Here is a 24,342-nt window from a genome sequence, read left to right on the forward strand (position 1 = left end):
ATGGGACTCGAGGAGAAGCTGCCCAGCGGCTTCGCGCTGACCACCGTCGAACAGGCCGCCGGCTGGGTCCGCAAGTCGTCCGTCTTCCCGGCGACCTTCGGCCTGGCCTGCTGCGCCATCGAGATGATGACCACCGGCGCCGGCCGCTACGACCTGGCCCGCTTCGGCATGGAGGTCTTCCGCGGCTCGCCCCGCCAGGCCGATCTGATGATCGTCGCCGGCCGGGTCAGCCAGAAGATGGCCCCCGTCCTGCGCCAGGTCTACGACCAGATGCCCAACCCCAAGTGGGTGATCTCCATGGGGGTCTGCGCCTCCAGCGGAGGCATGTTCAACAACTACGCGATCGTCCAGGGCGTCGACCACATCGTGCCGGTCGACATCTACCTGCCCGGCTGCCCGCCGCGCCCCGAGATGCTGATGGACGCGATCTTGAAGCTTCACAAGAAGATCCAGGGCGAGAAGCTCGGGCCGCACCGCGAGAAGGCCGAGCGCGAGGCGGAGGAGGCGGCCCTGAAGGCCCTGCCCCTGATCGAGATGAAGGGGCTGCTGCGATGAGCGGACCCACGGCCGGCGGCAGCGAGCCGCACGCCAACGGCGTGAACCCCGACAAGGACGTCAACGCCCAGAACCTCCCCGGCCAGCGCGGCGACCACGGCGAGGCCGTCCGCGTCCAGCGCGGCATGTTCGGCGCCCGCAACGGCGGCGACACCTCCGGCTACGGCGGCCTGGTGCGCACCGTCCGGCTGCCGGGCGAGGCCACCCGCCCCTACGGGGGGTACTTCGACGAGGTGGCGGACGAGCTCGCGGGAGCCCTCGAAGAACAGGGCCTCCTCCCGGAGAACGCCATCGAGAAGACCGTCGTCGACCGCGGCGAGCTCACGTTCCACATCGCCCGCGAGCACCTCCCGCGCGTCGCCCGCACCCTCCGCGACGACCCCGCGCTCCGCTTCGAGCTGTGCACGGGCGTGAGCGGAGTGCACTTCCCCGGTGACAAGGGCCGCGAGCTGCACGCGGTCTACCACCTGCGCTCGCTCACCCACAACCGGCTGATCCGGCTGGAGGTGAGCGTCCCCGACGACGACCCGCACCTGCCGACGGTCGTCGACGTCTACCCCACCAACGACTGGCACGAGCGCGAGGCCTACGACTTCTTCGGCCTCGTCTTCGACGGCCACCCCGCGCTCACGCGGATCATGATGCCGGACGACTGGCAGGGCTTCCCGCAGCGCAAGGACTACCCCCTCGGCGGCATCCCCGTCGAGTACAAGGGCGCCCGGATCCCGGCTCCGGACGAGCGGAGGTCGTACAGCTGATGAGCGCATCACAGGCAAGCCCGCGCGAGACCACGGAAGGCACCGTCTACACCGTCACCGGCGGCGACTGGGACGAGCTCGCGACGGCGGCGAAACAGGCCGACGACGAGCGCATCATCGTCAACATGGGGCCGCAGCACCCGTCCACCCACGGCGTGCTCCGGCTGATCCTGGAGATCGACGGCGAGACCGTCACCGAGGCCCGCTGCGGCATCGGCTACCTCCACACCGGCATCGAGAAGAACCTCGAATACCGGACGTGGACGCAGGGCACCACCTTCGTCACGCGCATGGACTACCTGACGCCGTTCTTCAACGAGACGGCGTACTGCCTGGGCGTGGAGAAGCTGCTGGGCATCGAGGAGCAGATCCCCGACCGCGCCTCGGTCATCCGCGTCCTGCTGATGGAGCTGAACCGAATCTCCTCGCACCTGGTGTGCATCGCCACCGGTGGCATGGAGCTCGGCGCCACCACGATCATGATCTACGGCTTCCGGGACCGCGAGCTCGTCCTCGACATCTACGAGCTGATCACCGGCCTGCGCATGAACCACGCCTACGTCCGCCCCGGCGGCCTCGCGCAGGACCTGCCGCCCGGCGCCGTGGACCAGGTGCGCGCGTTCGTGAAGAAGATGCGCAAGAACCTGCCGGAGTACGACAAGCTCGCCACCGGCAACCCCATCTTCAAGGGCCGCCTCCAGGACATCGGCTACCTCGACCTGGCCGGCTGCATGGCCCTCGGCGCGACCGGCCCCATCCTGCGCGCCACCGGCCTCCCGCACGACCTGCGCAAGTCCCAGCCCTACTGCGGCTACGACACCTACGACTTCGAGGTGCCGACCGCCGACACCTGCGACGCGTACGGGCGCTTCCTCATCCGCATCGAGGAGATGCACCAGTCCCTGCGGATCATCGAGCAGTGCCTGGACCGGCTGGCGCCCGGCCCGGTCATGGTCGCGGACAAGAAGATCGCCTGGCCCGCGCAGCTGGCCCTCGGCCCCGACGGCCTCGGCAACTCCCTCGACCACATCAAGAAGATCATGGGCACCTCCATGGAGGCCCTGATCCACCACTTCAAGCTGGTCACGGAGGGCTTCCGGGTGCCGCCCGGGCAGGTCTACGCCGCGGTCGAGTCGCCCAAGGGCGAGCTGGGCGTGCACGTCGTCAGCGACGGCGGCACCCGCCCGTACCGCGTCCACTTCCGTGACCCGTCCTTCACCAACCTGCAGTCCATGGCGGCGATGTGCGAGGGCGGCCAGGTGGCCGACGTGATCGTCGCGGTGGCGTCCATCGATCCCGTGATGGGAGGCGTCGATCGGTGAGCGTCGCACGCGCGGCCGCCGGGCCGCAGACAAACACGAAACCCGCACCTCTGCGCCGCGCGGGCGGAGAAGCGAACGGGGAGGCGCTGTGAGCCATGACGTACAGCTGGGGATGCCTTCGCTCCCCGCGCCGGACTATCCCGCGGAGGTGCGGGAGCGGCTGGCGGCCGACGCCAAGGAGGTGATCGACCGCTATCCCGACAGCCGGAGCGCCCTGCTGCCGCTGCTCCACCTCGTCCAGGCCGAGGAGGGCCACGTCACCCGGACCGGCATGCGCTTCTGCGCCGAGACGCTCGGCCTGACCATCGCCGAGGTCACGGCGGTCGCCACCTTCTACACGATGTACCGGCGCGAGCCGGGCGGCGAATACCAGGTGGGGGTGTGCACCAACACCCTGTGCGCGGTCATGGGCGGCGACGCGATCTTCGAGGGCCTGCGCCGGCACCTCGGCGTCGACAACGGCGGCACCACGCCCGACGGCAAGGTCACTCTTGAGCACGTCGAGTGCAACGCCGCCTGCGACTTCGCGCCCGTCGTGATGGTCAACTGGGAGTTCTTCGACAACCAGACCGTCGAGAGCGCCAAGGCCCTCGTCGACGGCCTGCGCGCGGGCCGCGCCGCCGAGCCGACCCGCGGCGCCCCGCTGTGCACCTTCCGGGAGACCTCCCGGATCCTCGCCGGCTTCCCCGACCCCCGCCCGGGCGCGGTCGAGGCGGGCGGCGGCGCCGGGCCGGCCTCCCTGGCGGGGCTGCGGCTGGCCAAGGGCGAGCACGCCGGCGGCCCGGCCCGGGTGGGCCCGCCGCGCGGCGCCCCGCCCTCCACCACCAAGCAGCAGCACCCCGGAGAGCACCCCGGCTCTCATGACGCGCCGCAGAAGACGTCCGCCTCGGACCCCGACCACCCCGCCGGACCGGTCACCGAGGAGGGGGAGGGATGACCATGGCACCAGCGATGGGGGAGACGAGCCCGGAGAAGCTGCTCGCCCCGGTGCTCTCCGCGTTCTGGGACGAGCCGCGCTCCTGGACGCTGGAGACCTACCTGCGCCACGACGGCTACCAGGGCGCGCGCAAGGCGCTCGCGATGGCCCCCGACGACGTGATCGCCTACGTGAAGGACTCGGGCCTGCGCGGCCGCGGCGGCGCGGGCTTCCCGACGGGCATGAAATGGCAGTTCATCCCGCAGGGCGACGGCAAGCCGCACTACCTCGTGGTCAACGCGGACGAGTCCGAGCCGGGCGCCTGCAAGGACATCCCGCTGCTCTACGCCGCGCCGCACACCCTCATCGAGGGCATCGTGATCGCCTGCCACGCGATCCGCTCCAACCGGGCCTTCATCTACCTGCGCGGCGAGGTCGTCCCCGTGCTGCGCCGGCTGCACGAGGCCGTGCGCGAGGCCTACGCCGCGGGCTACCTCGGCACGAACGTCCTCGGCTCCGGGCTGGACCTGGAGCTGACCGTGCACGCGGGCGCCGGCGCGTACATCTGCGGCGAGGAGACCGCCCTCCTTGACTCGCTCGAAGGCCGTCGCGGCCAGCCCCGGCTCCGGCCCCCCTTCCCCGCGGTCGCCGGCCTCTACGCCTGCCCCACCGTGGTGAACAACGTGGAGTCCATCGCGTCGGTTCCCGCGATCCTCCACCGGGGCAAGGAGTGGTTCCGCTCGATGGGCACCGACAAGTGCCCCGGCTTCACGCTCTATTCGCTCTCCGGGCACGTCACCAACCCCGGCCAGTACGAGGGCCCCATGGGCATCACGCTGCGCCAGCTGCTCGACATGAGCGGCGGCATGCGGCCCGGCCACCGGCTGAAGTTCTGGACGCCGGGCGGCTCCTCCAGCCCGATGTTCACCGCCGAACACCTCGACGTGCCGCTGGACTTCGACAGCGTGGGCGCGGCCGGCTCGCTGCTGGGCACCAAGTCGCTCCAGTGCTTCGACGAGACGACGTGCGTGGTCCGCGCGGTCACCCGCTGGACGGAGTTCTACGCGCACGAGTCGTGCGGCAAGTGCACGCCCTGCCGCGAGGGCACGTACTGGCTCGTCCAGCTGCTGCGCGACATCGAGGCCGGCAAGGGCCGCAAGGCCGACCTCGACAAGCTCGCCGACATCTCCGACAACATCAACGGCAAGTCGTTCTGCGCCCTCGGCGACGGCGCCGCGGCGCCCATCCTCTCCTCGCTCCAGCACTTCCGCGCGGAGTACGAGCAGCACATCACGGGCAAGGGCTGCCCCTTCGACCCGTCGAAGTCGACCCTGTGGGCCGACGGCCCGCAGAATTTCCCCCTGGAGGTGAACGCGTGACGGTCACGACGTCTGCCCCCTCCGGAGGAGGGGGCGCGAAGCCGCCGCCGGAGGACCTCGTCTCCCTCACCATCGACGGCGCAGCGATCTCCGTCCCCAAGGGGACGCTGGTCATCCGCGCCGCGGAGCTGCTGGGCATCGAGATCCCCCGCTTCTGCGACCACCCGCTGCTCGATCCGGCCGGCGCCTGCCGGCAGTGCATCGTGGAGGTGGAGGGCCAGCGCAAGCCGATGGCGTCCTGCACCATCACCTGCACCGACGGCATGGTCGTCCGGACGCAGCTGACCTCGCCGGTCGCGGAGAAGGCGCAGCGCGGTGTGATGGAGCTGCTGCTGATCAACCACCCGCTGGACTGCCCGGTCTGCGACAAGGGCGGCGAGTGCCCCTTGCAGAACCAGGCGATGTCGGCGGGGCAGGCGGACAGCCGCTTCGAGGGCCGCAAGCGGACCTTCGAGAAGCCGGTGCCCATCTCCCCGCAGGTGCTGCTGGACCGCGAGCGGTGCGTGCTGTGCGCGCGCTGCACCCGCTTCTCCCAGCAGATCGCGGGCGACCCGATGATCGAGCTGCTGGAGCGCGGCGCGCTCCAGCAGGTCGGCACGGGCGAGGGCGTGCCCTTCGAGTCGTACTTCTCGGGCAACACCATCCAGATCTGCCCGGTGGGGGCGCTGACCTCGGCGGCGTACCGCTTCCGCTCCCGCCCCTTCGACCTGGTGTCGTCGCCGTCGGTGTGCGAGCACTGCGCGGGCGGCTGCGCGGTGCGCACGGACCACCGGCGCGGCAAGGTGATGCGCCGCCTGGCCGCCGACGACCCGGAGGTCAACGAGGAGTGGGTGTGCGACAAGGGCCGCTTCGCGTTCCGCTACGCGCAGCGGCCGGAGCGCTTCACGCACCCGCTGGTGCGCAGCGCCGAGGGCGTCCTCGAGCCGGCGAGCTGGCCGGAGGCGCTGGAGGCGGCGGGGCGCGGGCTGGCGGCGGCGCGCGGCAGAGCGGGTGTCCTGACGGGCGGCCGGCTGACGGTCGAGGACGCGTACGCGTACGCCAAGTTCGCGCGCGTGGCGCTCGATACGCACGACGTGGACTTCCGGGCCCGGGTGCACAGCGGTGAAGAGGCCGACTTCCTGGCGGCCCGCGTGGCCGGCCGGGGCCGGGACTTGGACGGCGGCGGGCTGACGTACGCGGCGCTGGAGAAGGCCCCGGCGGTGCTGATGGTGGGCTTCGAGGCCGAGGAGGAGGCGCCCGGCGTCTTCCTGCGGCTGCGCAAGGCCTGGCGCAAGCACGGGCAGCGCGTCTTCGCGCTCGCCACGTACGCCAGCCGCGGCCTGGAGAAGGCGGGCGGCACGCTGCTGCCGGCCGCGCCCGGCACCGAGACCGCGTGGCTGCGGGCGCTGGCCGACGGCGCGGGCCTGGACGCCGGGGGGCAGGCCGCGGCCGGCGCCCTGCGCGCGGACGGCTCCGTGATCGTCGTCGGCGAGCGGCTCGCGGGCGTGCCCGGCGCGCTGTCGGCCGCCGTCGCCGCGGCCGGGGCGACCGGCGCGCGGCTGGTGTGGATCCCGCGCCGGGCCGGAGAGCGCGGCGCGATCGAGGCGGGGGCCCTGCCGGGACTGCTGCCCGGCGGCCGCCCGGCCACCGACCCGCGCGCGCGCGAGGAGACCGCGGCCGCCTGGGGCGTGTCCGGCCTGCCGCGCAGCCCGGGCCGGGACACCGGCCAGATCGTGGAGGCGGCCGCGCGGGGCGAGCTGGGCGCCCTGCTGGTGGGCGGCGTCGAGGTCGCGGACCTGCCGGACCCGGCCCGCGCGCGGGAGGCCCTGGAGGCCGTCGGCTTCCTGGTCAGCCTGGAGCAGCGGCCGAGCGAGGTGTCGGACCGGGCGGACGTCGTCCTGCCGGTGGCGGCCGTCGCGGAGAAGGCGGGCACGTTCCTCAACTGGGAGGGCCGGGCCCGGCCGTTCGAGGTCGCGATCAAGCCGGACCAGCTGCCGCGCCGCCACGTGCCCGCGGACGGCCGCGTGCTGCACATGCTGGCCGACGCCATGGGCATCGGCCTCGGCCTGCCCGACGTCGGCGCCGTGCGCGCGGAGCTGCGCCGCCTCGGCCCCTGGGACGGCGAGCACGCCGCGGACCCGGCGGAGTCCGGCCGGCCGCTGCCGCGGCCGGGTGCGGGCGAGGCGGTCCTCGCGGGCCACCGGCTGCTGCTGGACCGGGGCCGCCTCCAGGACGGCGACGACGCCCTGGCCGGCACGCGGCACGCGGCGCTCGCCCGCCTGTCGCCCGCGACCGCCGCCGAGGCGGGCGTGCGCGAGGGCGAGGTGCTGGCGGTGACGGGCCCGGCTGGGACGGTGCGGCTGCCGCTGTGCGTGACGGCCATGCCGGACCGCGTGGTGTGGCTGCCGCTGAACTCGGCGGGCGGCGGTGTCGCCGGAGACACCGGGGCGCGCCCCGGCGAGCTCGTACGGATCGGGGCGGATCCCGGTGAGGGCACCGGGAGCGGGACACCGGAGGCGCGGCAGTGAAGGCTGTAGAGGCTTACGGACTGGGCGAGCTGGCCGCCGGGGACCTGTCGGTGTTCGGCCGGGACCCGTGGTGGCTGGTCGTCGTCAAGGCGGTCTTCTGCTTCGCGTTCGTCATGCTGACCGTGCTGTTCTCGATCGTCTGGGAGCGCAAGGTCGTGGCGTGGATGCAGCTGCGGATCGGCCCCAACCGGCACGGCCCGTGGGGCATGCTGCAATCCCTTGCGGACGGCATCAAGCTGATGCTGAAAGAGGACGTGATCGTCAAGCGGGCGGACAAGGCGGTCTATCTGCTGGCCCCCGTCGTGGCGGCCGTCCCCGCGTTCATGGCGATCGCCGTGATCCCCTTCGGCCCCGCCGGCAACGAGATCTCCATCTTCGGGCACCGCACGACGATGCAGCTCACGGACCTGCCGATCGGCGTGCTCTACATCCTCGCCACGGCCTCGGTCGGCATCTACGGCATCGTGCTCGCGGGCTGGTCCTCCGGCTCGACGTACCCGCTGCTGGGCGGCCTGCGCTCGTGCGCGCAGATGATCTCGTACGAGATCGCGATGGGCGTCTCCTTCGCCGCCGTCTTCCTCTACTCCGGGTCGATGTCGACGTCGGCGATCGTGGAGGCCCAGCACGACCGCTGGTACGTGCTGCTGCTGCCGGTGTCCTTCCTCGTCTACATCGTGGCGATGGTGGGGGAGACCAACCGGGCGCCGTTCGACCTGCCGGAGTCCGAGGGCGACCTGGTCGGCGGCTTCAACACCGAGTACTCCTCCATCAAGTTCGCGATGTTCATGCTGGCCGAGTACGTCAACATGGTCACCGTCTCGGCGGTGGCCGTGACGCTGTTCCTGGGCGGCTGGCGGGCCCCGTACCCCGTCTCGGCGTTCTGGGAGGGCGCGAACCACGGCTGGTGGCCGCTCCTGTGGTTCGTGATCAAGCTACAGCTGCTGCTGTTCTTCTTCATCTGGCTGCGCGGCACGCTGCCGCGGCTGCGCTACGACCAGTTCATGAAGCTGGGGTGGAAGGTCCTCATCCCGGTCTCGATGGTGTGGCTGATGCTCGTCGCCTCGGTGCGGGCGCTGCGGAACGAGAACTACGACTTCCAGCAGATCGTGCTGTACGTGGGCGGCGCCGTCGTCGCGGTCCTGCTGCTCTCCTTCGTGGCGGACATCTTCCGCAAGGGCGAGCGCGGCCAGGGGGACGGGGAGGCCGCGCCGGAGCGGGAGTTCGACCCGGCGGGCGGCGGGTTCCCCGTACCGCCGCTGCCCGGGCAGACGCTGCCGCCGGTGCCGCGCCGCAGGCCGCGCCGTGACGGATCGCTCATTGTCAGTGGTGGGCCCGATACTGTGCGTGACGGAAAGGAGGGCTGACGGCAGTGGCTACCGACCCCGCGGGCGACGCGTCCCGCGATACCCCCCGCAATCCCGTGGCCGGCTTCGGCGTGACCTTCAAGGCCATGTTCAAGAAGCGGCTGACCGAGCAGTACCCGGAGTACAAGAAGCCGACGGCCCCCCGCTTCCACGGCCGCCACCAGCTCAACCGGCACCCGGACGGCCTGGAGAAGTGCATCGGCTGCGAGCTGTGCGCCTGGGCCTGCCCCGCCGACGCCATCTACGTGGAGGGCGCGGACAACAAGGACGAGGAGCGCTATTCGCCGGGCGAGCGCTACGGCCGCGTCTACCAGATCAACTACCTCCGCTGCATCCTGTGCGGCCTGTGCGTCGAGGCGTGCCCCACCCGCGCCCTCACCATGACCAACGAGTACGAACTGGCCGACAGCAGCCGCGAGTCGCTCATCTACACCAAGGAGGAGCTGCTCGCGGGCCTGGAGGAGGGCATGGTCGACTCCCCGCACGCGATCTTCCCCGGCATGGCCGAACAGGACTACTACCGCGGCCTGGTGACCGAGGCCGCGCCCGGCACGGTCCGCCAGGTCGCCGCGTCCAAGGGCGAACGGCCCCATGAGGAAGGGGCGGACGCGTGAGCCTCGCCGCTTCCCTCGCCGCCTCGCCCGCCTCCACGACCTCGACCGGCGAGGCCGTCCAGTTCTGGATCCTGGCCGTCGTCGCCGTCCTGGGGGCGCTCGGCGCCGTCCTGATGAAGAAGGCCGTGCACAGCGCCCTCTCGCTGGCCGGCACCATGATCGTCCTGGCGGTGTTCTACCTCGCCAACGGCGCCTACTTCCTGGGCGTCGTCCAGATCGTCGTCTACACCGGCGCGATCATGATGCTCTTCCTCTTCGTCGTCATGCTCGTGGGCGTCACCGCCGCCGACTCCCTCAAGGAGACCATCAAGGGCCAGCGGTGGCTCGCCGGGCTGTGCGTGCTCGGCTTCGGCATCCTGCTCATGGCCGGCATCTCCAACGCCTCCCTGAAGGAGTGGAACGGCGTCGGCGGGGCCAACGCGGGCGGCAATGTGGAGGGCCTCGCCGCCCTCATCTTCACCAAGTACGTCTTCGCGTTCGAGATCACCGGCGCCCTGCTGATCACCGCGGCCGTCGGCGCGATGGTCCTCACCCACCGCGAGCGCACCGAGCGCGCCGCCACCCAGCGCGAGCGCGCCGAACAGCGCGTCCGCGAGGGGAAGCAGTCCCGCCCGTCGCCCGACCACCACCCCTCAACGACAGGCTCCGCCTGGCACCTTCCTACTCCCGCTCCCGCCCCCGGCGTCTACGCCCGGCACAACGCCGTCGACATCCCGGGCCTCCTGCCCGACGGCACCACCTCCGACCTGACCGTCAGCCCCACCCTGCGCGCCCGGGGCCAGGTCCGGGACGTCTCGGACGAGGCCCTGGCGGACCTCAAGGCCCTGGAGCAGCGCTCCAGCGACTGGCAGGAGCGGGGCCGCAGCGAGGACGCCGACGCGAAGGGGGCGAGCAAGTGAACCCGGTCAACTACCTCTATCTGGCGGCCCTGTTGTTCACCATCGGGGCGGCCGGCGTGCTCATCCGGCGGAACGCGATCGTCATCTTCATGTGCGTCGAGCTCATGCTGAACGCCTGCAACCTCGCGTTCGTCACCTTCGCCCGGCTGCACGGCAACCTCGACGGCCAGATCATCGCCTTCTTCACGATGGTCGTGGCCGCGGCCGAAGTCGTGGTGGGCCTCGCCATCATCGTGACGATCTTCCGCTCCCGGCACTCGGCCTCGGTGGACGACGCCGGCCTGCTGAAGCTGTAAGGGGACGCTGACGTGGAGAACCTCATCGGATTGCTCGTCCTCGCGCCCCTGCTGGGAGCGGGTGTGCTGCTGTGCGGCGGGCGCCGGCTCGACCGGAGCGGCCCCTGGCTGGGGACCCTGCTCGCGGCCGTGTCCTTCGCGCTCGGCGTGGTGCTCTTCGCCGACATGCTCGGCAAGGGCGGCGAGGAGCGCGCCCTGGACGTCACGGTCTTCCAGTGGGTGCCCGTCGGCGGCTTCCGCGCGGACGTCGGCTTCCACCTCGACCAGCTGTCGATGACCTTCGTCCTGCTGATCACGGGCGTGGGCTCGCTCATCCACCTCTACTCGGTGGGCTACATGGCCCACGACGAGCGCAAGCGGCGCTTCTTCGGTTACCTCAACCTCTTCCTCGCCGCGATGCTGCTGCTCGTCCTCGCCGACAACTACCTGCTCCTGTATGTGGGCTGGGAGGGCGTCGGCCTCGCTTCGTACCTGCTGATCGGCTTCTGGCAGCACAAGCCGAGCGCGGCCACCGCCGCCAAGAAGGCGTTCCTGGTCAACCGCGTCGGCGACATGGGGCTGTCGATCGCGATCATGCTGCTGTTCACCACGTTCGGCACGTTCGCCTTCGACCCCGTCCTTGACCGGGCCACCGACGCGGGGGAGGGCAAGCTGACGGCGATCGCGCTGATGCTGCTGCTCGCCGCGTGCGGCAAGTCCGCCCAGGTGCCGCTCCAGTCCTGGCTCGGGGACGCGATGGAGGGCCCGACGCCGGTCTCGGCCCTCATCCACGCCGCGACGATGGTGACCGCCGGCGTCTATCTGATCACCCGCTCCGGCGCGGTCTTCGACGCGGCGCCGGACGCACAGACGGCCGTGGTCACGGTCGGCGCGGTCACGCTCCTCTTCGGTGCCATCGTCGGTTGCGCCAAGGACGACATCAAGAAGGCCCTGGCCGGCTCCACCATGTCCCAGATCGGGTACATGATCCTCGCGGCCGGGCTGGGCCCCGTCGGCTACGTCTTCGCGATCATGCACCTGGTGACCCACGGCTTCTTCAAGGCCGGGCTCTTCCTCGGCGCCGGCTCCGTCATGCACGGCATGAACGACGAGGTCGACATGCGCCGCTACGGCGGCCTGCGGAAGTACATGCCGGTCACCTTCGTCACCTTCGGCCTCGGCTACCTCGCCATCATCGGCTTCCCGGGGCTGTCCGGCTTCTTCTCCAAAGACAAGATCATCGAGGCCGCCTTCGCCAAGGGCGGCACCGAGGGCTGGATCCTCGGCGGCGCGGCCCTGCTGGGCGCGGCCATCACCGCGTACTACATGACGCGGGTGATGCTGCTGACCTTCTTCGGCGAGAAGCGCTGGCAGCCCGACGCGAACGGCGAGCTCCCGCACCCCCACGAGTCGCCCCGCACCATGACGATTCCGATGGTCGTCCTGGCCTTCGGATCGGTCTTCGCCGGCGGCCTGTTCAGCATCAACGACACCTTCCTGAAGTGGCTGGAGCCGGTCACCGGGCACGAGGAGGGCCACTCGCCCGTCAGCGCCCTCACCGTCACCGCCGCCACCATGCTCGTGCTCGTGATCGGCGTGGCGATCGCCTGGGCGCAGTACGGGCGCCGGCCCGTCCCCGTCACGGCCCCCCGCGGCAGCCTGCTGACCCGGGCCGCCCGGCGGGACCTGCTCCAGGACGACTTCAACCACGTCGTGCTGGTCCGCGGCGGCGAGCACCTCACCCGCAGCCTGGTCTACGTCGACCACACCCTGGTCGACGGCGTCGTCAACGGCACCGCCGCCTCGGTGGGCGGGCTGTCGGGCCGGATGCGCAAGCTGCAGAACGGCTACGCCCGTTCGTACGCGGTCTCGATGTTCGGCGGTGCGGCGGTGCTCATCGCCGCCACCCTGCTGATGAGGGCGGTTTGATCATGGCCTTTCCCCTGCTGACGCTCACGGCCGCGATCCCCGCGGTCGGCGCGGTCGCCACCGCGGCCGTGCCGGCCGGGCGGCGCACCGCCGCCAAGTGGCTCGCGCTCGCCTTCTCGCTCGCGACGCTCGCCCTGGCGGCCGTCCAGCTCGTGCGCTTCGACCCCGACGCCAAGGGGCCCTTCCAGCTCACGGAGTCGCACGCCTGGATCGCGGACTTCGGGGTCCGCTACGAACTGGGCGTGGACGGCATCGCGGTGGTCCTCATCGCCCTGGCCGCCCTGCTGATCCCCTTCATCATGCTGGCCGGCTGGCACGACGCCGACCCTCAGGAGAGCGGTTCCTCGCGCTGGCGGCCGACCCAGGGCTTCTTCGCGCTGATCCTCATGGTCGAGGCGATGGTGGTGATCTCCTTCGAGGCCACCGACGTCTTCCTCTTCTACATCTTCTTCGAAGCCATGCTCATCCCGATGTACTTCCTCATCGGCGGCTTCGGGGACGGGGCGGCCGGGAACGGCGACGCGGGCGCGGCGGCCCAGCGCTCGTACGCGGCCGTGAAGTTCCTCCTCTACAACCTCGTCGGCGGGCTGATCATGCTGGCCGCCGTCATCGGGCTGTACGCGGTCACCGCCGACCAGCTCGGCAGCGGCACCTTCTCCCTCCAGGAGATCGTCCAGGCGCGCGCCGCCGGCAAGCTCGACATCGCGACCACCACCGAACGCGCCCTGTTCCTCGGCTTCTTCTTCGCCTTCGCCGTCAAGGCCCCGCTGTGGCCGCTGCACACCTGGCTGCCCAACGCCATGGGCGAGGCCACCGCGCCCGTCGCCGTGCTGATCACTGCCGTGGTCGACAAGGTCGGCACGTTCGCGATGCTCCGCTTCTGCCTCCAGCTCTTCCCGGAGGCCTCGAAGTGGGCCACCCCCGTCATCGTCGTCCTGGCCCTGATCAGCATCCTGTACGGGGCGCTGCTCGCGGTCGGGCAGCGGGACATCAAGCGGCTGGTCGCGTACGCCTCGATCTCGCACTTCGGCTTCATCGTGCTCGGCATCTTCGCGATGACCAGCCAGGGCCAGAGCGGCGCGACGCTCTATATGGTCAACCACGGCATCTCCACGGCCGCGCTGATGCTGGTGGCGGGCTTCCTGATCTCCCGCCGCGGCTCGCGGCTCATCGCGGACTACGGCGGCGTGCAGAAGGTCGCCCCGGTGCTCGCCGGCACGTTCCTCGTCGGCGGCCTCGCGACGCTGTCGCTGCCCGGCCTCGCGCCCTTCGTCTCCGAATTCCTCGTCCTCGTCGGCACGTTCAGCCGCTATCCGGCCGCCGGCATCGTGGCCACGCTCGGCATCGTGCTGGCCGCGCTGTACGTCCTCGTGCTCTACCAGCGCACCATGACCGGGCCGGTGAAGGAGGAGGTGCGGGGCATGCCCGACCTCAGGGCGCGCGAGCTGGCCGTCGTCGCCCCGCTGATCGCCCTCCTGCTCGTCCTCGGCGTCTACCCCAAGCCGGTGACGGAGATCCTCGACCCGGCGGTGCGGCACACGATGTCGCAGGTGCACCAGGCCGACCCCAAGCCCGATGTGAACGATGTGGAGGCCGCGAAGTGAGCCACGCAGCATCCGTCCACAGCCTGTGGACGATGTCGGCGGACGCGCCGCAGAAGATCCCGGCGCCGCACATCGAGTACGCCCAGCTGTCCCCGACGCTGATCGTGCTCGGCGCCGCGGTGCTCGGCATCCTCGTGGAGGCGTTCCTCCCGCGCCGCGTCCGCTACGCCGCCCAGACGCTGCTGACCTGCGTCGCGCTGGCCGCGGCCTTCGCCGCCGTCGTCGCCCTCGCGGCCGGCGGCTACGCCACGGGCAAGGCGCACGCCGCCGCGATGGGCGCCGTCGCCGTGGACGGCCCGGCGCTGTTCCTCCAGGGCACCATTCTCCTGGTCTCCCTGGTCGCCGTGTTCACCTTCGCCGAGCGGCGCCTGGACCCGGCGGCGCACGGCCGGCCCGTCGACTCCTTCGCGGCCCAGGGTGCCGCCGTGCCCGGCGGCCGGGCCGAGCAGGACGCGGTCAAGGCGGGCTTCACCACGACCGAGGTGTTCCCGCTCGTGCTCTTCGCGGTGGGCGGCATGCTCGTCTTCCCCGCCGCGGACGACCTGCTGACGCTCTTCGTCGCCCTGGAGGTCTTCTCCCTCCCGCTGTACGTCCTGTGCGCGCTGGCCCGCCGCAAGCGGCTCCTGTCGCAGGAGTCGGCCGTCAAGTACTTCCTGCTCGGCGCCTTCTCCTCGGCCTTCCTGCTCTTCGGCGTGGCCCTGCTCTACGGCTACGCGGGCACGGTCACGTACTCCGGCATCGCCGACGTCGTCAGCGGCGGCGTCCGCACGCTCGATCCGGCCCTCGCCGCCACCACCGGCAACGACGCCCTGCTGCTGATCGGCGGCGCGCTCGTCCTGATGGGCCTGCTCTTCAAGGTCGGCGCGGTGCCCTTCCACATGTGGACCCCGGACGTCTACCAGGGCGCCCCCACGCCCGTCACGGGCTTCATGGCCGCAGCGACCAAGGTCGCCGGCTTCGGCGCGCTGCTGCGGCTGCTGTACGTGGTCCTGCCGGGGCTGCGCTGGGACTGGCGGCCGGTGATGTGGGGCGTCGCGATCGTCACCATGCTGGTGGGCGCGATCGTGGCCGTCACCCAGACCGACGTGAAGCGGCTGCTGGCCTACTCCTCCATCGCCCACGCCGGGTTCATCCTCGCCGGCGTCGTCGCGACGACGCCCGACGGCGTGTCGTCCGTGCTGTTCTACCTGGGCGCGTACTCGTTCGTCACGCTCGGCGCGTTCTCGGTCGTGACGCTGGTGCGCGACGCGGGCGGGGAGGCCACGCACCTGTCCAAGTGGGCCGGGCTGGGCCGCCGTTCGCCGCTCACGGCGGCGACGTTCGCGGTGTTCCTGCTGGCCTTCGCGGGCATTCCGCTGACGAGCGGGTTCGCGGGGAAGTTCGCGGTGTTCAAGGCGGCGGCGCAGGGCGGGGCGGGGCCGCTGGTCATCGTCGGTGTGGTGTCCTCGGCGATCGCCGCGTTCTTCTACGTCCGGGTGATCGTGCTGATGTTCTTCAGCGAGCCGAAGGAGGACGGGCCGACGGTCGCCGTCCCGAGCGCTCTGACGTCGTCGGCGATCGCGATCGGCGTCGCCGTCACGCTGGTGCTGGGCGTGGCGCCGCAGTATTTCCTCGACCTGGCGGGCCAGGCGGGGGTGTTCGTGCGTTAGCCGGTGGCGCTGCCGTGCGCGCGGAAGCGCGGACCCGTCTTCTGTACATGTGCCGCTGCCCGGCAACCCTCCCCGGTTGCCGGGCAGCGGCACGCGTACGGCGGGGTTCAGCCCTTGGCCTTGGTGGGCAGGCCGCCCGCGATGCCGCCGGCGACGCCGGTCGGCTTGCCGTCGGCGCCGACGGTCTTGCTCATCTTCTCCTGCTTGCCGGAGGCCCAGGCCACGGTGAAGGACGTGCCGTCGAAGTCCTTGATGGTGCCCGTGCTGTAGTCCGTGCTGCCGTCCTGGCAGTGCTTGATGGTGATCGTCGCCGGCTGCGCGTTGTCGACGAGCGTGCCCGAGCAGGCGGTCTTCCCGCTGAGCGTCACCGTGTTCTGGGTGAACACCAGGATGAGGAGGCTCTTGTCGGTGAGCTTGCCGTTGTTCGACCAGCCGCCCGCGAGGCCGGCCGCCGTCGCGCGCTGCCCGCCGGCGTCCGTGGCCGGCGAGGACGGCTGCTCCGCCGGGGCCTGGGAGGTCGGCGTGGCGCCCCCGACCGGCTTGTCGTCCTTCTTGCCGCCGTCGCTCCCGCTGCTGCAACCGGTCATCAGCACAGCGGCGCAGAGCGCCGCCCCCGTGATCTGTACTGCCTTGCGCACGTCTCTCCTTAAGGCTGGTTCAGGGCATGACAAGTTAGCAGCCCTGATCCGCCGCTCCGGGAGGACTCAGCCCGCGCCGCCTCCGCCGCCGCCGTCCGAGCTGTCGCGCATCACGTTCTTGTGCACGGCCCGCGCCGCCCAGTCCTGACGTACGAGCCGGCGCATGGCCTGCCGGTCCTCCAGCCCGCGCCAGCCGGGGTACAGGGCCCCCGATATGCCGATGGCGGACGCCAGCGCGGCGAGCGCGCGGGCGCGCGGATCGGCGAAGCCCCCGCGCCGGGCCAGCTTGAAGCGCTCCCGCGCCTCCGTCGTCAGGTCCACCGGGCCGATGGCATCGCGGCGGTACGGAACGACGCCGAGGAAGCGGCGCGTTTCGAGGCGCAGCGCGCCCTTCTCCGCGAGCCGGGCCAGCCACGGCTCTTCGAGGTGCCGCGACGCGCTCCGCACCCAGGCGGTCGTGCGCGGGCCGCCGCGGCCCTTCCCGGGCTGCGGCAGGCTCGCCATCGCCATGGCCAGCAGCGGGTCCTCCGGCGGCAGCGGGTTCGTCACGTGCAGCCGGCCGCCCTCCTCCACGACCCGCCCGGTGAGCCGCAGTTCGACCAGCGCCGCCCCGGCGACGCCGTACGCCGAGGAGCGGCCGGCGCGCATCAGCTTGCGCCCGCTGACCGGGTCGAAGCAGAGCAGCAGCAGTTCCTCGGGGAGCAGCAGGGCCGGGGCGCCGCCGGTCATGGCGTCACGGTGCCATGGGCCGGGAGGATGCGGCCGGTGACCTCGCCGAGGCCGATCCGCGCGCCGCCGGGGCCGGGCGCCCAGGCCGTGAGCGTGACCTCGTCGCCGTCCTCCAGCCACGGGCCCTTGCCCGCGGTCAGTTCGAGGAGGCAGCCCAGCTGGTCCGGCTCGGGGCCGCTGACCGTGCCGGAGGCGTAGAGGTCGCCGGTGCGCAGGGTGGCGCCGTTGACCGTCATGTGCGCCAGCTGCTGCGCCGCGGTCCAGTACATGGCGGAGAACGGCGGCCGGGAGACCGTCTCGCCGTTGATGCTCACCTCGATGTGCAGGTCGAGGCCGCCCGGTTCGGCCGCGGAGTCGTCGAGGTAGGGCAGGAGCGGGTGGGTGCGCTCCGGCGGCGCCGTGCGGGCCTCGTCGAAGGCGTCGAGCGGGGTGATCCACGCCGAGGCCGAGGTGGCGAAGGACTTGCCGAGGAACGGGCCGAGGGGCACGTACTCCCACGCCTGGAGGTCGCGGGCCGACCAGTCGTTGACGAGGCAGACGCCGAAGACGTGCTCGCGGAAGTCCGCGAGGCCGACCGGGGCGTTCGCGGGCGTGCCGACGACGAAGCCGACCTCGGCCTCGATGTCGAGGCGGCGCGAGGGGCCGAAGGAGGGGAGCGCGTCGGCGGGGGCCTTGCGCTGGCCCTGGGGGCGCACGACGTCGGTGCCGCTGACGACGACGGTGCCGGCGCGGCCGTGGTAACCGATCGGCAGGTGCTTCCAGTTCGGCGTGAGGGCGTCGCCGTCGGGGCGGAAGATGCGGCCGACGTTGGTGGCGTGGTGCTCGCTGGAGTAGAAGTCGACGTAGTCGGCGACCTCGAACGGCAGGTGCAGCGTCACCTCGGAGAGCGGGTGGAAGGGCCCGTCGGCCAGCCAGGAGCGCACCTCGGCGCGTACGGCCCGCCAGACGGGCCGGCCGGCGGCCAGGAGGGGGTTGAGCGTCGGGGCCGCCAGCAGCCCGGCGTGCGCGGAGCCGTGCGCGGCCGCGGCGGCCGCCGCGTCGAGGACGGAGTCGCCGTAGCGGACGCCGATGCGGGGGCGGTCCGGGGCGTCGGCGGTGGTGAAGACGCCGTACGGGAGGGTGTCCGCGCCGAAGGGGTCGCCTTCGGGCAGCTCGCGGGGGCTGTGCTGGGGCATGGAACGCTGCCTCGCTCTCTCCTGGACGCTCCGGGAAGCCGGTGGGGCCCGGGTGGGGGCCCGCGGCCCACATTACGTGCTGATGGCCGCCAGGCAAGGGGTGTCAGGAGGGCCCTTGCGCAGGGGGCCGGGAGAGCCCCCGCGCGGCGCCCCGAACGGCTGCCCGCAGCCCACGCGGACCGGCCTCCGAACCGCTGTCCGAACCGCCGTCCGGCCTTCGGCTAAAGAGCGTTGCAATATCCGGTAATTCCTTGCTGGAAGCGGCGATTCCGAAGTAGCGTCCTTAATCGGGCCAGGCACAGTGGGGGGCCGCTGCGGCTGAGGGGCCGAGGGGGATGCTGGTGGCGAGCAGGAGCACGCCCATCGCGGCGGACCGGTCCGTTCCGGGACTGATCGTGAAGATCGGCGACTATCCCCTGCATCACGGCGGGGTGGGCGCGATCCGCAGCCTCGGCAGACTCGGCGTCCCCATGTACGCCATCACGGAGGACCGCTGGACCCCGGCGGCCGTCTCCCGCTATCTCCGCGGCGGCTTCGTCTGGCGGACGACGGGCACGGAACAGCCCGCCGAGCTGGTCGAGGGCCTGCTGCGGATCGGCCGCGAGATCGGCCGGCCGGCCGTGCTGATCCCCACCGACGAAGAGGCCGCGGTGCTCATCGCGGAGCACTCCGCGGAGCTGTCCGGGAGCTTCCTCTTCCCGCGGGTGGAGCCGGAGTTGCCGCGGCGGCTGGCGAGCAAGCAGGGGCTGCACGAGCTCTGCGTGGAGCACGGCGTGCCGTCGCCGGAGGCCCTGTTCCCGGCGTCGTTCGAGGAGATCGAGGAGTTCGCGGAGCGCGTCCGCTTCCCCCTCGTCGCCAAGAACCGGGAGGCGTTCGAGCGCCGCCGCAAGCCCGCTGTGCACGGCACCACCCGGATCCACGGGCCGCGCGAGCTGTTGCGGCTGGCGCAGGACTGGGGCCCGTCGCCCGGCGTGATCCTCCAGGAGTACCTCCCCCGCGAGCAGGCGGAGGACTGGATCGTCCACGCGTACTTCGACGCCGAGAGCACGCCGCTGGCGATGTTCACGGGCGTGAAGGTGCGCTCCTGGCCGCCGCACGCGGGCATGACCGCCAACGCCTACGTCGTGGACAATCCCGAACTGGCCGATATGACGGCCCAGTTCATCAAGCAGATCGGCTTCAGCGGGATCATTGACCTGGACTGGCGGTTCGACCGCCGCGACGGGCGGTACAAGCTGCTGGACTTCAACCCCCGGATGGGCGCGCAGTTCCGGCTCTTCGAGAGCGAGTCGGGCGTGGACGTCGTCCGGGCCCAGCACCTCGACCTGACCGGGCGGAGGGTCCCGGAGGGCGAGCAGCCGGCCGGGCGACGGTTCGTCGTGGAGAACATCGACCTGCCCGCGCTCGCCGCGTACCGCCGCAGCGGCTACACCACCCCGCACGCGCCCGCGCGCCCCAGCAGCACGGAGCTGGCCTGGGTCGCGAGGGACGACATGAAGCCGTTCTTCACCATGCTCGCCCGGTTCGTACGGCCGGGTGTGCGGCATCTGTGGCAGATGTGGCGCTCCAGGCGGGCCGCCGCGTCCGTCGCCGAATGACTTTCCGTCGCCGAACAACCGACCCAGTTCACCGGTGAGTAGCGAACCGGTGAGTAGCGATCAGCGCGTAACGACCAACGAGTACCGAGCAATGAGCAGCCAGTGAGGAACGCCCTGGGAGGGGACTCGTGACACTTCCCGTAGCAGTCATCGGGGCCGGCCCGTACGGTCTGTCGACCGCCGCCCATCTGCGGGCCCGCGGGATAGGGACCCGCGTCTTCGGCTCGCCGATGGTGAGCTGGCGCGAGAACATGCCCGCTGGGATGATTCTCAAATCCACCCCCTCGGCCTCCAGCATCGACGCCCCGCAGCCGGGGCACACCCTGCTCGACTTCTGCCGGGAGACCGGCGAGCGGCGCTTCGAATCGGACTGGGACACCATCCCGGTCGAGGCCTTCTCGCGCTACGGCCTGTGGTTCCAGGAGCGCCTGGTGCCGGAGCTGGAGCAGGTGCGCGTGGTGTCGGTGGACCGGCGCGCCGCGGACTTCGAGCTGAAGCTCGACTCCGGGGAGCAGTTCGCCGCCCGCGCGGTGGTGATCGCCAGCGGTCTCAGCGGGCTGGCCCAGCTCCCGCCCGAGCTGGCCGCGGCCGTCCCGGACGGCCCGTCCGTCGTGGGCCCGGTCTCGCACAGCTCGCAGCACCGGGACCTGACGCGGTTCGCGGGGCGCGAGGTGGTGGTCGTCGGCGCCGGGCAGTCGGCGCTGGAGACGGCCGTGCTGCTCGCCGACGCCGGGGCGGCGTCGGTCCGGGTGGTCGCCCGCCGGAAGGGTGCGGTCCGTTTCGGCGCGGCGCCGGACGGGCAGCCGCGGCTGAAGCCGGACACGCCGTTCGGCCGGGCCTGGTCGCTGTACGCGTTCTCGTACCACGCCGACGGGTTCCGCCATCTTCCGGCGCCGGCCCGCCGGTTCCTGGTGGGGCGCGTGCTCGGCCCCCTCGGCGCCTGGTGGCTGCGGGACCGCTTCATCGGGCGGGTGCACGTCTCGGAGGGCACGCGGATCGGCTCGGCCCGGGTCGAGCAGGGCCGCCCCGTCCTCGACCTCATCGGCCCGGACGGCGCGAGCGCGGGCGAGCTCGCCGCCGACCACGTCATCGCGGCGACCGGCTACCGCGTCGACCTTGCGGCCATGGACTTCCTCGGCCACGGCCTGCGCACCAGGCTCGCCGTCGGCGCGGGCGGTCCCCGGCTCGGCCCGGGCTACCGCGCGTCCGTGCCGGGCCTGTTCTTCACGGGCCTGCCGGCCGCGGCGAGCTACGGCCCGGTCATGCGGTTCGTCTGCGGCACGGAGTACGCCTCTCCGCGGCTGGCGAGGGCGGTGGGGGCCCTGCCGTAACCCCGGGCCGGGCCCGGGCCGCGGGAAACCCCGCCGCAGCGGTGCGTGACCACCGACAAGGCGCCCGGCACCGCCGGGCGCCTTGTCGGTGGTTGTCCGCGCGGCGGCGCACCGCACCGTGCCGGGCCGGGCGGCGCCCTGCGCGGCCACCGCGGGCCCGGCCCGGCGCTCCGGCGCGGCTGCGGGTGGCTGAAATTCGGGGGACGGGATCCGCCCGGCAGGGCTCGCCGTGGGGTGACCAAGGGCGCCGCGGGGCACAGAACAGGTCGCACTCGCTGAATCGCGCAACGGGCCCCGAGCGCCCCGTACACCGGCCGCGACGGAGGCCCGGGCAGAGCCCTCGGCAGCGCAACCCGGACGGGTGGCCACGGTGATCCAGAGCCGACCGGATACGCTGACTTTCGGTGGAGACAGCGACACATCGACAAACCCCGTGTTCGCAGGCAGACAGGAGTACCCCTCGTGACCGTCGTCGGGCCTTTCGGGCTGAGCGTGCGGGACCAGGCTCTTGAAGCCGATGTCCAGGCGGGACTGGCAGCTGTCGAGGAGGGCCTCCTGGAGGCCACCAAGAGCGGCGTGCCCTTCATCACCGAGGCCGCACAGCACCTCGTGCGGGCCGGGGGGAAGCGTTTCCGGCCACTGCTGGTGATGCTCGCCGCCCAGTTCGGTGACCCCTACGCCCCCGGCGTCGTGCCGTCCGCGGTCGTCGTCGAGCTCACCCACCTGGCCACGCTCTACCACGACGACGTCATGGACGAGGCCGAGAAGCGGCGCGGCGTCGAGAGCGCCAACGCCCGCTGGGGCAACTCCGTGGCGGTCCTGACCGGCGACTTCCTCTTCGCCCGCGCCTCGCACATACTGGCCGACCTCGGCCCCGAGGCCGTCCGCATCCAGGCCGAGGCCTTCGAGCGGCTGGTCACCGGCCAGATCCTGGAGACCGCCGGGCCGCGCGACGGCCGCGACCCCATCGAGCACTACCTGGACGTCCTCGCCGGCAAGACCGGCTCGCTGGTCGCCGTCTCCGGGCGGTACGGCGCGATGATGTCCGGCGCCGACGAGCGCACGGTCGACATCCTGACCCACTACGGCGAGCGCCTCGGCATCGCCTTCCAGCTCGCCGACGACGTCCTCGACATCGCCAGCGACTCCCACGAGTCCGGCAAGACCCCCGGCACCGACCTGCGCGAGGGCATCGCCACCCTGCCGGTCCTGCACCTGCGCGCCCAGGCCGCCGCCACCGGCTCGGCCGCCGACCTCGAACTGTGCGAGATGCTCGACGGCGACCTCACCGACGACGCCCTCCACGCCGAGGTGCTGCGCCGGCTGCGCGTCCACCCCGCCCTGGAGCAGGCCCGCCGCGACACCGTGCGGTACGCGGAGGAGGCGCGGGCCGTGCTGGCCCCGCTGCCCGAGTGCTACGCCAAGGCCGCGCTGGAGAACCTCTGCGACGCGGTGGTGCACCGCGCGGGCTGACCCTGCCTGTGCTGCCCGCGCCGTCCGTACCGCCCGCGCCGCCCGCGTCGCGTGACGGATACGCCGATCGGCGTGCTGTTCCACCCGAAAGTTGGTGTGCCCGTAGGGGATGTCCTACCCAAGAGGTACACGGACTTGATCCTGTCGACTGATGACCCGACAGGCGGCGTCTGGTGGAATCGAAGTGTCTCGAGGCAGAGGGAATGACGGAAAGACGCCGGGGAGAAAACCCCGGATTCCTCCGGTTTCCACGGCTCCACCACCGAGCGGCCGGGCTCACAATGAGCCGTGGGGGGTGGCGAGTGCACGACAGGTCGAGACCGCCGCCGACGACGGAGGTAGAGGACATGGCACGCATCGAACCGACCCACGGATCCGACGGGACGGCCGGCACCGGGGAAGGCACCCGGCGGCCGCACGGCCGCCGCAGGGCCGTCCGCTACGCCGTCCCGGTCGCGGTGGCGGGCGTCGCCGCGGCGTCGATCGGCATCGGCACCGCGCTCGCGAGCAGCGGCGACCCGGATCTGCCGAAGATCAGCGCGCAGGACCTGATAGCCAAGATGGCGAAGTCGGACGCGCAGCAGCTGTCCGGCACCGTCAAGGTCACCACCGACCTGGGCCTGCCCTCGCTGCCGTCCGGCCTCTCGCTGGGCGACGCCCCGGGCGGCGGCAAGGCGGGCCACGGCTCCGCCGGCAAGGACGCCGGGGCGGACACCTCCCCGCAGGCCAAGCTCACCGAGCTCGCCTCCGGTACGCACACGCTGCGGGTCGCCGCCGACGGCCCGGACAAGCAGCGCCTGTCGATCGTGGAGCGCGCCGCGGAGTACAGCCTGATCCGCAACGGCGACCAGGTCTGGGCGTACGACAGCAAGAGCAACACCGTCCACCACTCCACCGCCCCCAAGGACGCGCACGGCGGCAACGAGGCCCCGCAGGAGCTGCGCGGCGCCTCGCCGCAGGAGCTCGCCAAGAAGACGCTCGCCGCGGTCGACGACTCCACGTCGGTGACGGTCGACGGCACGGCCAAGGTCGCCGGCCGCGACGCCTACCAGCTCGTCATCAAGCCCAAGGCGGCCGAGACGACGGTCGGCGCGGTGCGGATCGCGGTGGACGCTCAGAACGGCGTGCCGCTGAAGTTCACGCTCAGCCCGAAGGGCGGCGGCAAGGCCGTCGTGGACGCGGCGTTCACCAAGGTCGGCTTCGGCAAGCCCGCCGCGGACACCTTCGACTTCAAGCCGCCGAAGGGCGCGAAGGTCACCGAGGACAAGGCGGACGGCAAGGGCGGCAAGGACGCCAAGGGCGGCAAGGGGGCCGAGGGCGGCCACGGCCGGGACGGCGCGCCCGACCTCTCCGGCATGAACGTGCTGGGCAAGAGCTGGACGTCGATAGCCGAGCTCAAGGCGCCCGGCGGCGTGGGCTCGGGCTCGGGCGCGAAGGGCTCCAAGGACGCCGGCCCGGCCGGCGCCCTGCTCGACAGCCTCGGCAGCAAGGTCTCGGGCTCCTTCGGCTCGGGCCACGTCTTCAGCACCCGCCTGGTCAACGCCCTGGTCACGGACGACGGCAAGGTCTACGTGGGCGCCGTCACCAAGGACGCGCTGATCAAGGCCGCGTCGAAGTAGTCGCAGCG

The 24,342-nt window shown here is 72.1% G+C and carries 20 protein-coding genes; 17 read left to right on the plus strand and 3 right to left on the minus strand.

Features of this window, described 5'->3' with window-relative positions:
- The 13 genes from D7231_RS17965 (at position 1) to nuoN (ending at position 15,771) form a co-directional block, all read left to right on the plus strand.
- On the plus strand, positions 1-555 hold the full coding sequence (locus tag D7231_RS17965) for a NuoB/complex I 20 kDa subunit family protein (RefSeq protein WP_120756502.1): 555 nt from the start codon (positions 1-3) through the stop codon (positions 553-555).
- Positions 552-1,313, plus strand: a complete 762-nt coding sequence (locus D7231_RS17970) for an NADH-quinone oxidoreductase subunit C (protein WP_120756503.1) — start codon at positions 552-554, stop codon at positions 1,311-1,313. Before D7231_RS17965 ends, D7231_RS17970 begins: the two co-directional genes overlap by 4 nt.
- Complete coding sequence (locus tag D7231_RS17975; protein ID WP_120756504.1) at positions 1,313-2,635, plus strand: NADH-quinone oxidoreductase subunit D; 1,323 nt, start codon at positions 1,313-1,315, stop codon at positions 2,633-2,635. Before D7231_RS17970 ends, D7231_RS17975 begins: the two co-directional genes overlap by 1 nt.
- Positions 2,636-2,747: 112 nt before the next feature.
- Complete coding sequence (gene nuoE / locus D7231_RS17980; RefSeq protein WP_120756505.1) at positions 2,748-3,572, plus strand: NADH-quinone oxidoreductase subunit NuoE; 825 nt, start codon at positions 2,748-2,750, stop codon at positions 3,570-3,572.
- Positions 3,569-4,930 (plus strand): NADH-quinone oxidoreductase subunit NuoF, encoded by a 1,362-nt coding sequence (gene nuoF, locus D7231_RS17985; RefSeq protein WP_120756506.1) that lies wholly within the window; start codon positions 3,569-3,571, stop codon positions 4,928-4,930. The genes nuoE and nuoF overlap by 4 nt, the downstream gene beginning before the upstream one ends.
- Complete coding sequence (locus D7231_RS17990) at positions 4,927-7,437, plus strand: NADH-quinone oxidoreductase subunit G (protein ID WP_120756507.1); 2,511 nt, start codon at positions 4,927-4,929, stop codon at positions 7,435-7,437. Before nuoF ends, D7231_RS17990 begins: the two co-directional genes overlap by 4 nt.
- Positions 7,434-8,801, plus strand: coding sequence for an NADH-quinone oxidoreductase subunit NuoH (nuoH, locus tag D7231_RS17995; protein ID WP_120756508.1), 1,368 nt, complete (start codon positions 7,434-7,436; stop codon positions 8,799-8,801). Before D7231_RS17990 ends, nuoH begins: the two co-directional genes overlap by 4 nt.
- A gap of 5 nt (positions 8,802-8,806) precedes the next feature.
- The gene (gene nuoI, locus D7231_RS18000) at positions 8,807-9,415 is read left to right on the plus strand and encodes an NADH-quinone oxidoreductase subunit NuoI (protein WP_120756509.1); all 609 of its coding nucleotides are present in this window, start codon (positions 8,807-8,809) and stop codon (positions 9,413-9,415) included.
- Positions 9,412-10,314, plus strand: a complete 903-nt coding sequence (locus tag D7231_RS18005; RefSeq protein ID WP_120756510.1) for an NADH-quinone oxidoreductase subunit J — start codon at positions 9,412-9,414, stop codon at positions 10,312-10,314. The genes nuoI and D7231_RS18005 overlap by 4 nt, the downstream gene beginning before the upstream one ends.
- On the plus strand, positions 10,311-10,610 hold the full coding sequence (nuoK, locus tag D7231_RS18010; RefSeq protein ID WP_030368474.1) for an NADH-quinone oxidoreductase subunit NuoK: 300 nt from the start codon (positions 10,311-10,313) through the stop codon (positions 10,608-10,610). Before D7231_RS18005 ends, nuoK begins: the two co-directional genes overlap by 4 nt.
- Positions 10,611-10,622: 12 nt before the next feature.
- Positions 10,623-12,518: an NADH-quinone oxidoreductase subunit L gene (gene nuoL, locus D7231_RS18015; RefSeq protein ID WP_120756511.1), complete on the plus strand. Its 1,896-nt coding sequence runs from the start codon at positions 10,623-10,625 to the stop codon at positions 12,516-12,518.
- 2 nt (positions 12,519-12,520) lie between these two features.
- Positions 12,521-14,122 carry an NADH-quinone oxidoreductase subunit M gene (locus tag D7231_RS18020; protein ID WP_120756512.1) on the plus strand — a complete coding sequence of 534 codons (1,602 nt, stop codon included), beginning with the start codon at positions 12,521-12,523 and terminating at the stop codon, positions 14,120-14,122.
- A complete protein-coding gene (nuoN, locus tag D7231_RS18025; protein WP_120756513.1) occupies positions 14,119-15,771 on the plus strand; it encodes an NADH-quinone oxidoreductase subunit NuoN in 1,653 nt (550 codons plus the stop codon). Before D7231_RS18020 ends, nuoN begins: the two co-directional genes overlap by 4 nt.
- Before the next feature lie 107 nt (positions 15,772-15,878).
- Here the strand turns inward: nuoN and D7231_RS18030 are convergent, their stop codons facing one another.
- The 3 genes from D7231_RS18030 to fahA form a co-directional block, all read right to left on the minus strand.
- The gene (locus tag D7231_RS18030; RefSeq protein WP_120756514.1) at positions 15,879-16,409 is read right to left on the minus strand and encodes a hypothetical protein; all 531 of its coding nucleotides are present in this window, start codon (positions 16,407-16,409) and stop codon (positions 15,879-15,881) included.
- Positions 16,410-16,475: 66 nt separating this feature from the next.
- On the minus strand, positions 16,476-17,138 hold the full coding sequence (locus D7231_RS18035) for a GOLPH3/VPS74 family protein (protein WP_120756515.1): 663 nt from the start codon (positions 17,136-17,138) through the stop codon (positions 16,476-16,478).
- Positions 17,135-18,313 (minus strand): fumarylacetoacetase, encoded by a 1,179-nt coding sequence (gene fahA, locus D7231_RS18040; protein ID WP_120756516.1) that lies wholly within the window; start codon positions 18,311-18,313, stop codon positions 17,135-17,137. The genes D7231_RS18035 and fahA overlap by 4 nt, the downstream gene beginning before the upstream one ends.
- A gap of 335 nt (positions 18,314-18,648) precedes the next feature.
- Between fahA and D7231_RS18045 the strand changes: the two genes are divergently transcribed.
- The 4 genes from D7231_RS18045 (at position 18,649) to D7231_RS18060 (ending at position 24,334) form a co-directional block, all read left to right on the plus strand.
- Positions 18,649-19,911, plus strand: coding sequence for a carboxylate--amine ligase (locus tag D7231_RS18045; protein ID WP_120756517.1), 1,263 nt, complete (start codon positions 18,649-18,651; stop codon positions 19,909-19,911).
- Between the two features lie 128 nt (positions 19,912-20,039).
- Positions 20,040-21,242 carry an FAD-dependent oxidoreductase gene (locus tag D7231_RS18050; protein ID WP_120756518.1) on the plus strand — a complete coding sequence of 401 codons (1,203 nt, stop codon included), beginning with the start codon at positions 20,040-20,042 and terminating at the stop codon, positions 21,240-21,242.
- A gap of 462 nt (positions 21,243-21,704) precedes the next feature.
- Positions 21,705-22,715, plus strand: a complete 1,011-nt coding sequence (locus D7231_RS18055) for a polyprenyl synthetase family protein (RefSeq protein WP_120756519.1) — start codon at positions 21,705-21,707, stop codon at positions 22,713-22,715.
- Between the two features lie 347 nt (positions 22,716-23,062).
- Positions 23,063-24,334 (plus strand): LolA family protein, encoded by a 1,272-nt coding sequence (locus D7231_RS18060; RefSeq protein ID WP_120756520.1) that lies wholly within the window; start codon positions 23,063-23,065, stop codon positions 24,332-24,334.
- Positions 24,335-24,342: the final 8 nt, after the last annotated feature.

It is taken from the genome of Streptomyces klenkii (assembly GCF_003626645.1).
GTDB classification, from domain to species: Bacteria; Actinomycetota; Actinomycetes; order Streptomycetales; family Streptomycetaceae; genus Streptomyces; species Streptomyces klenkii.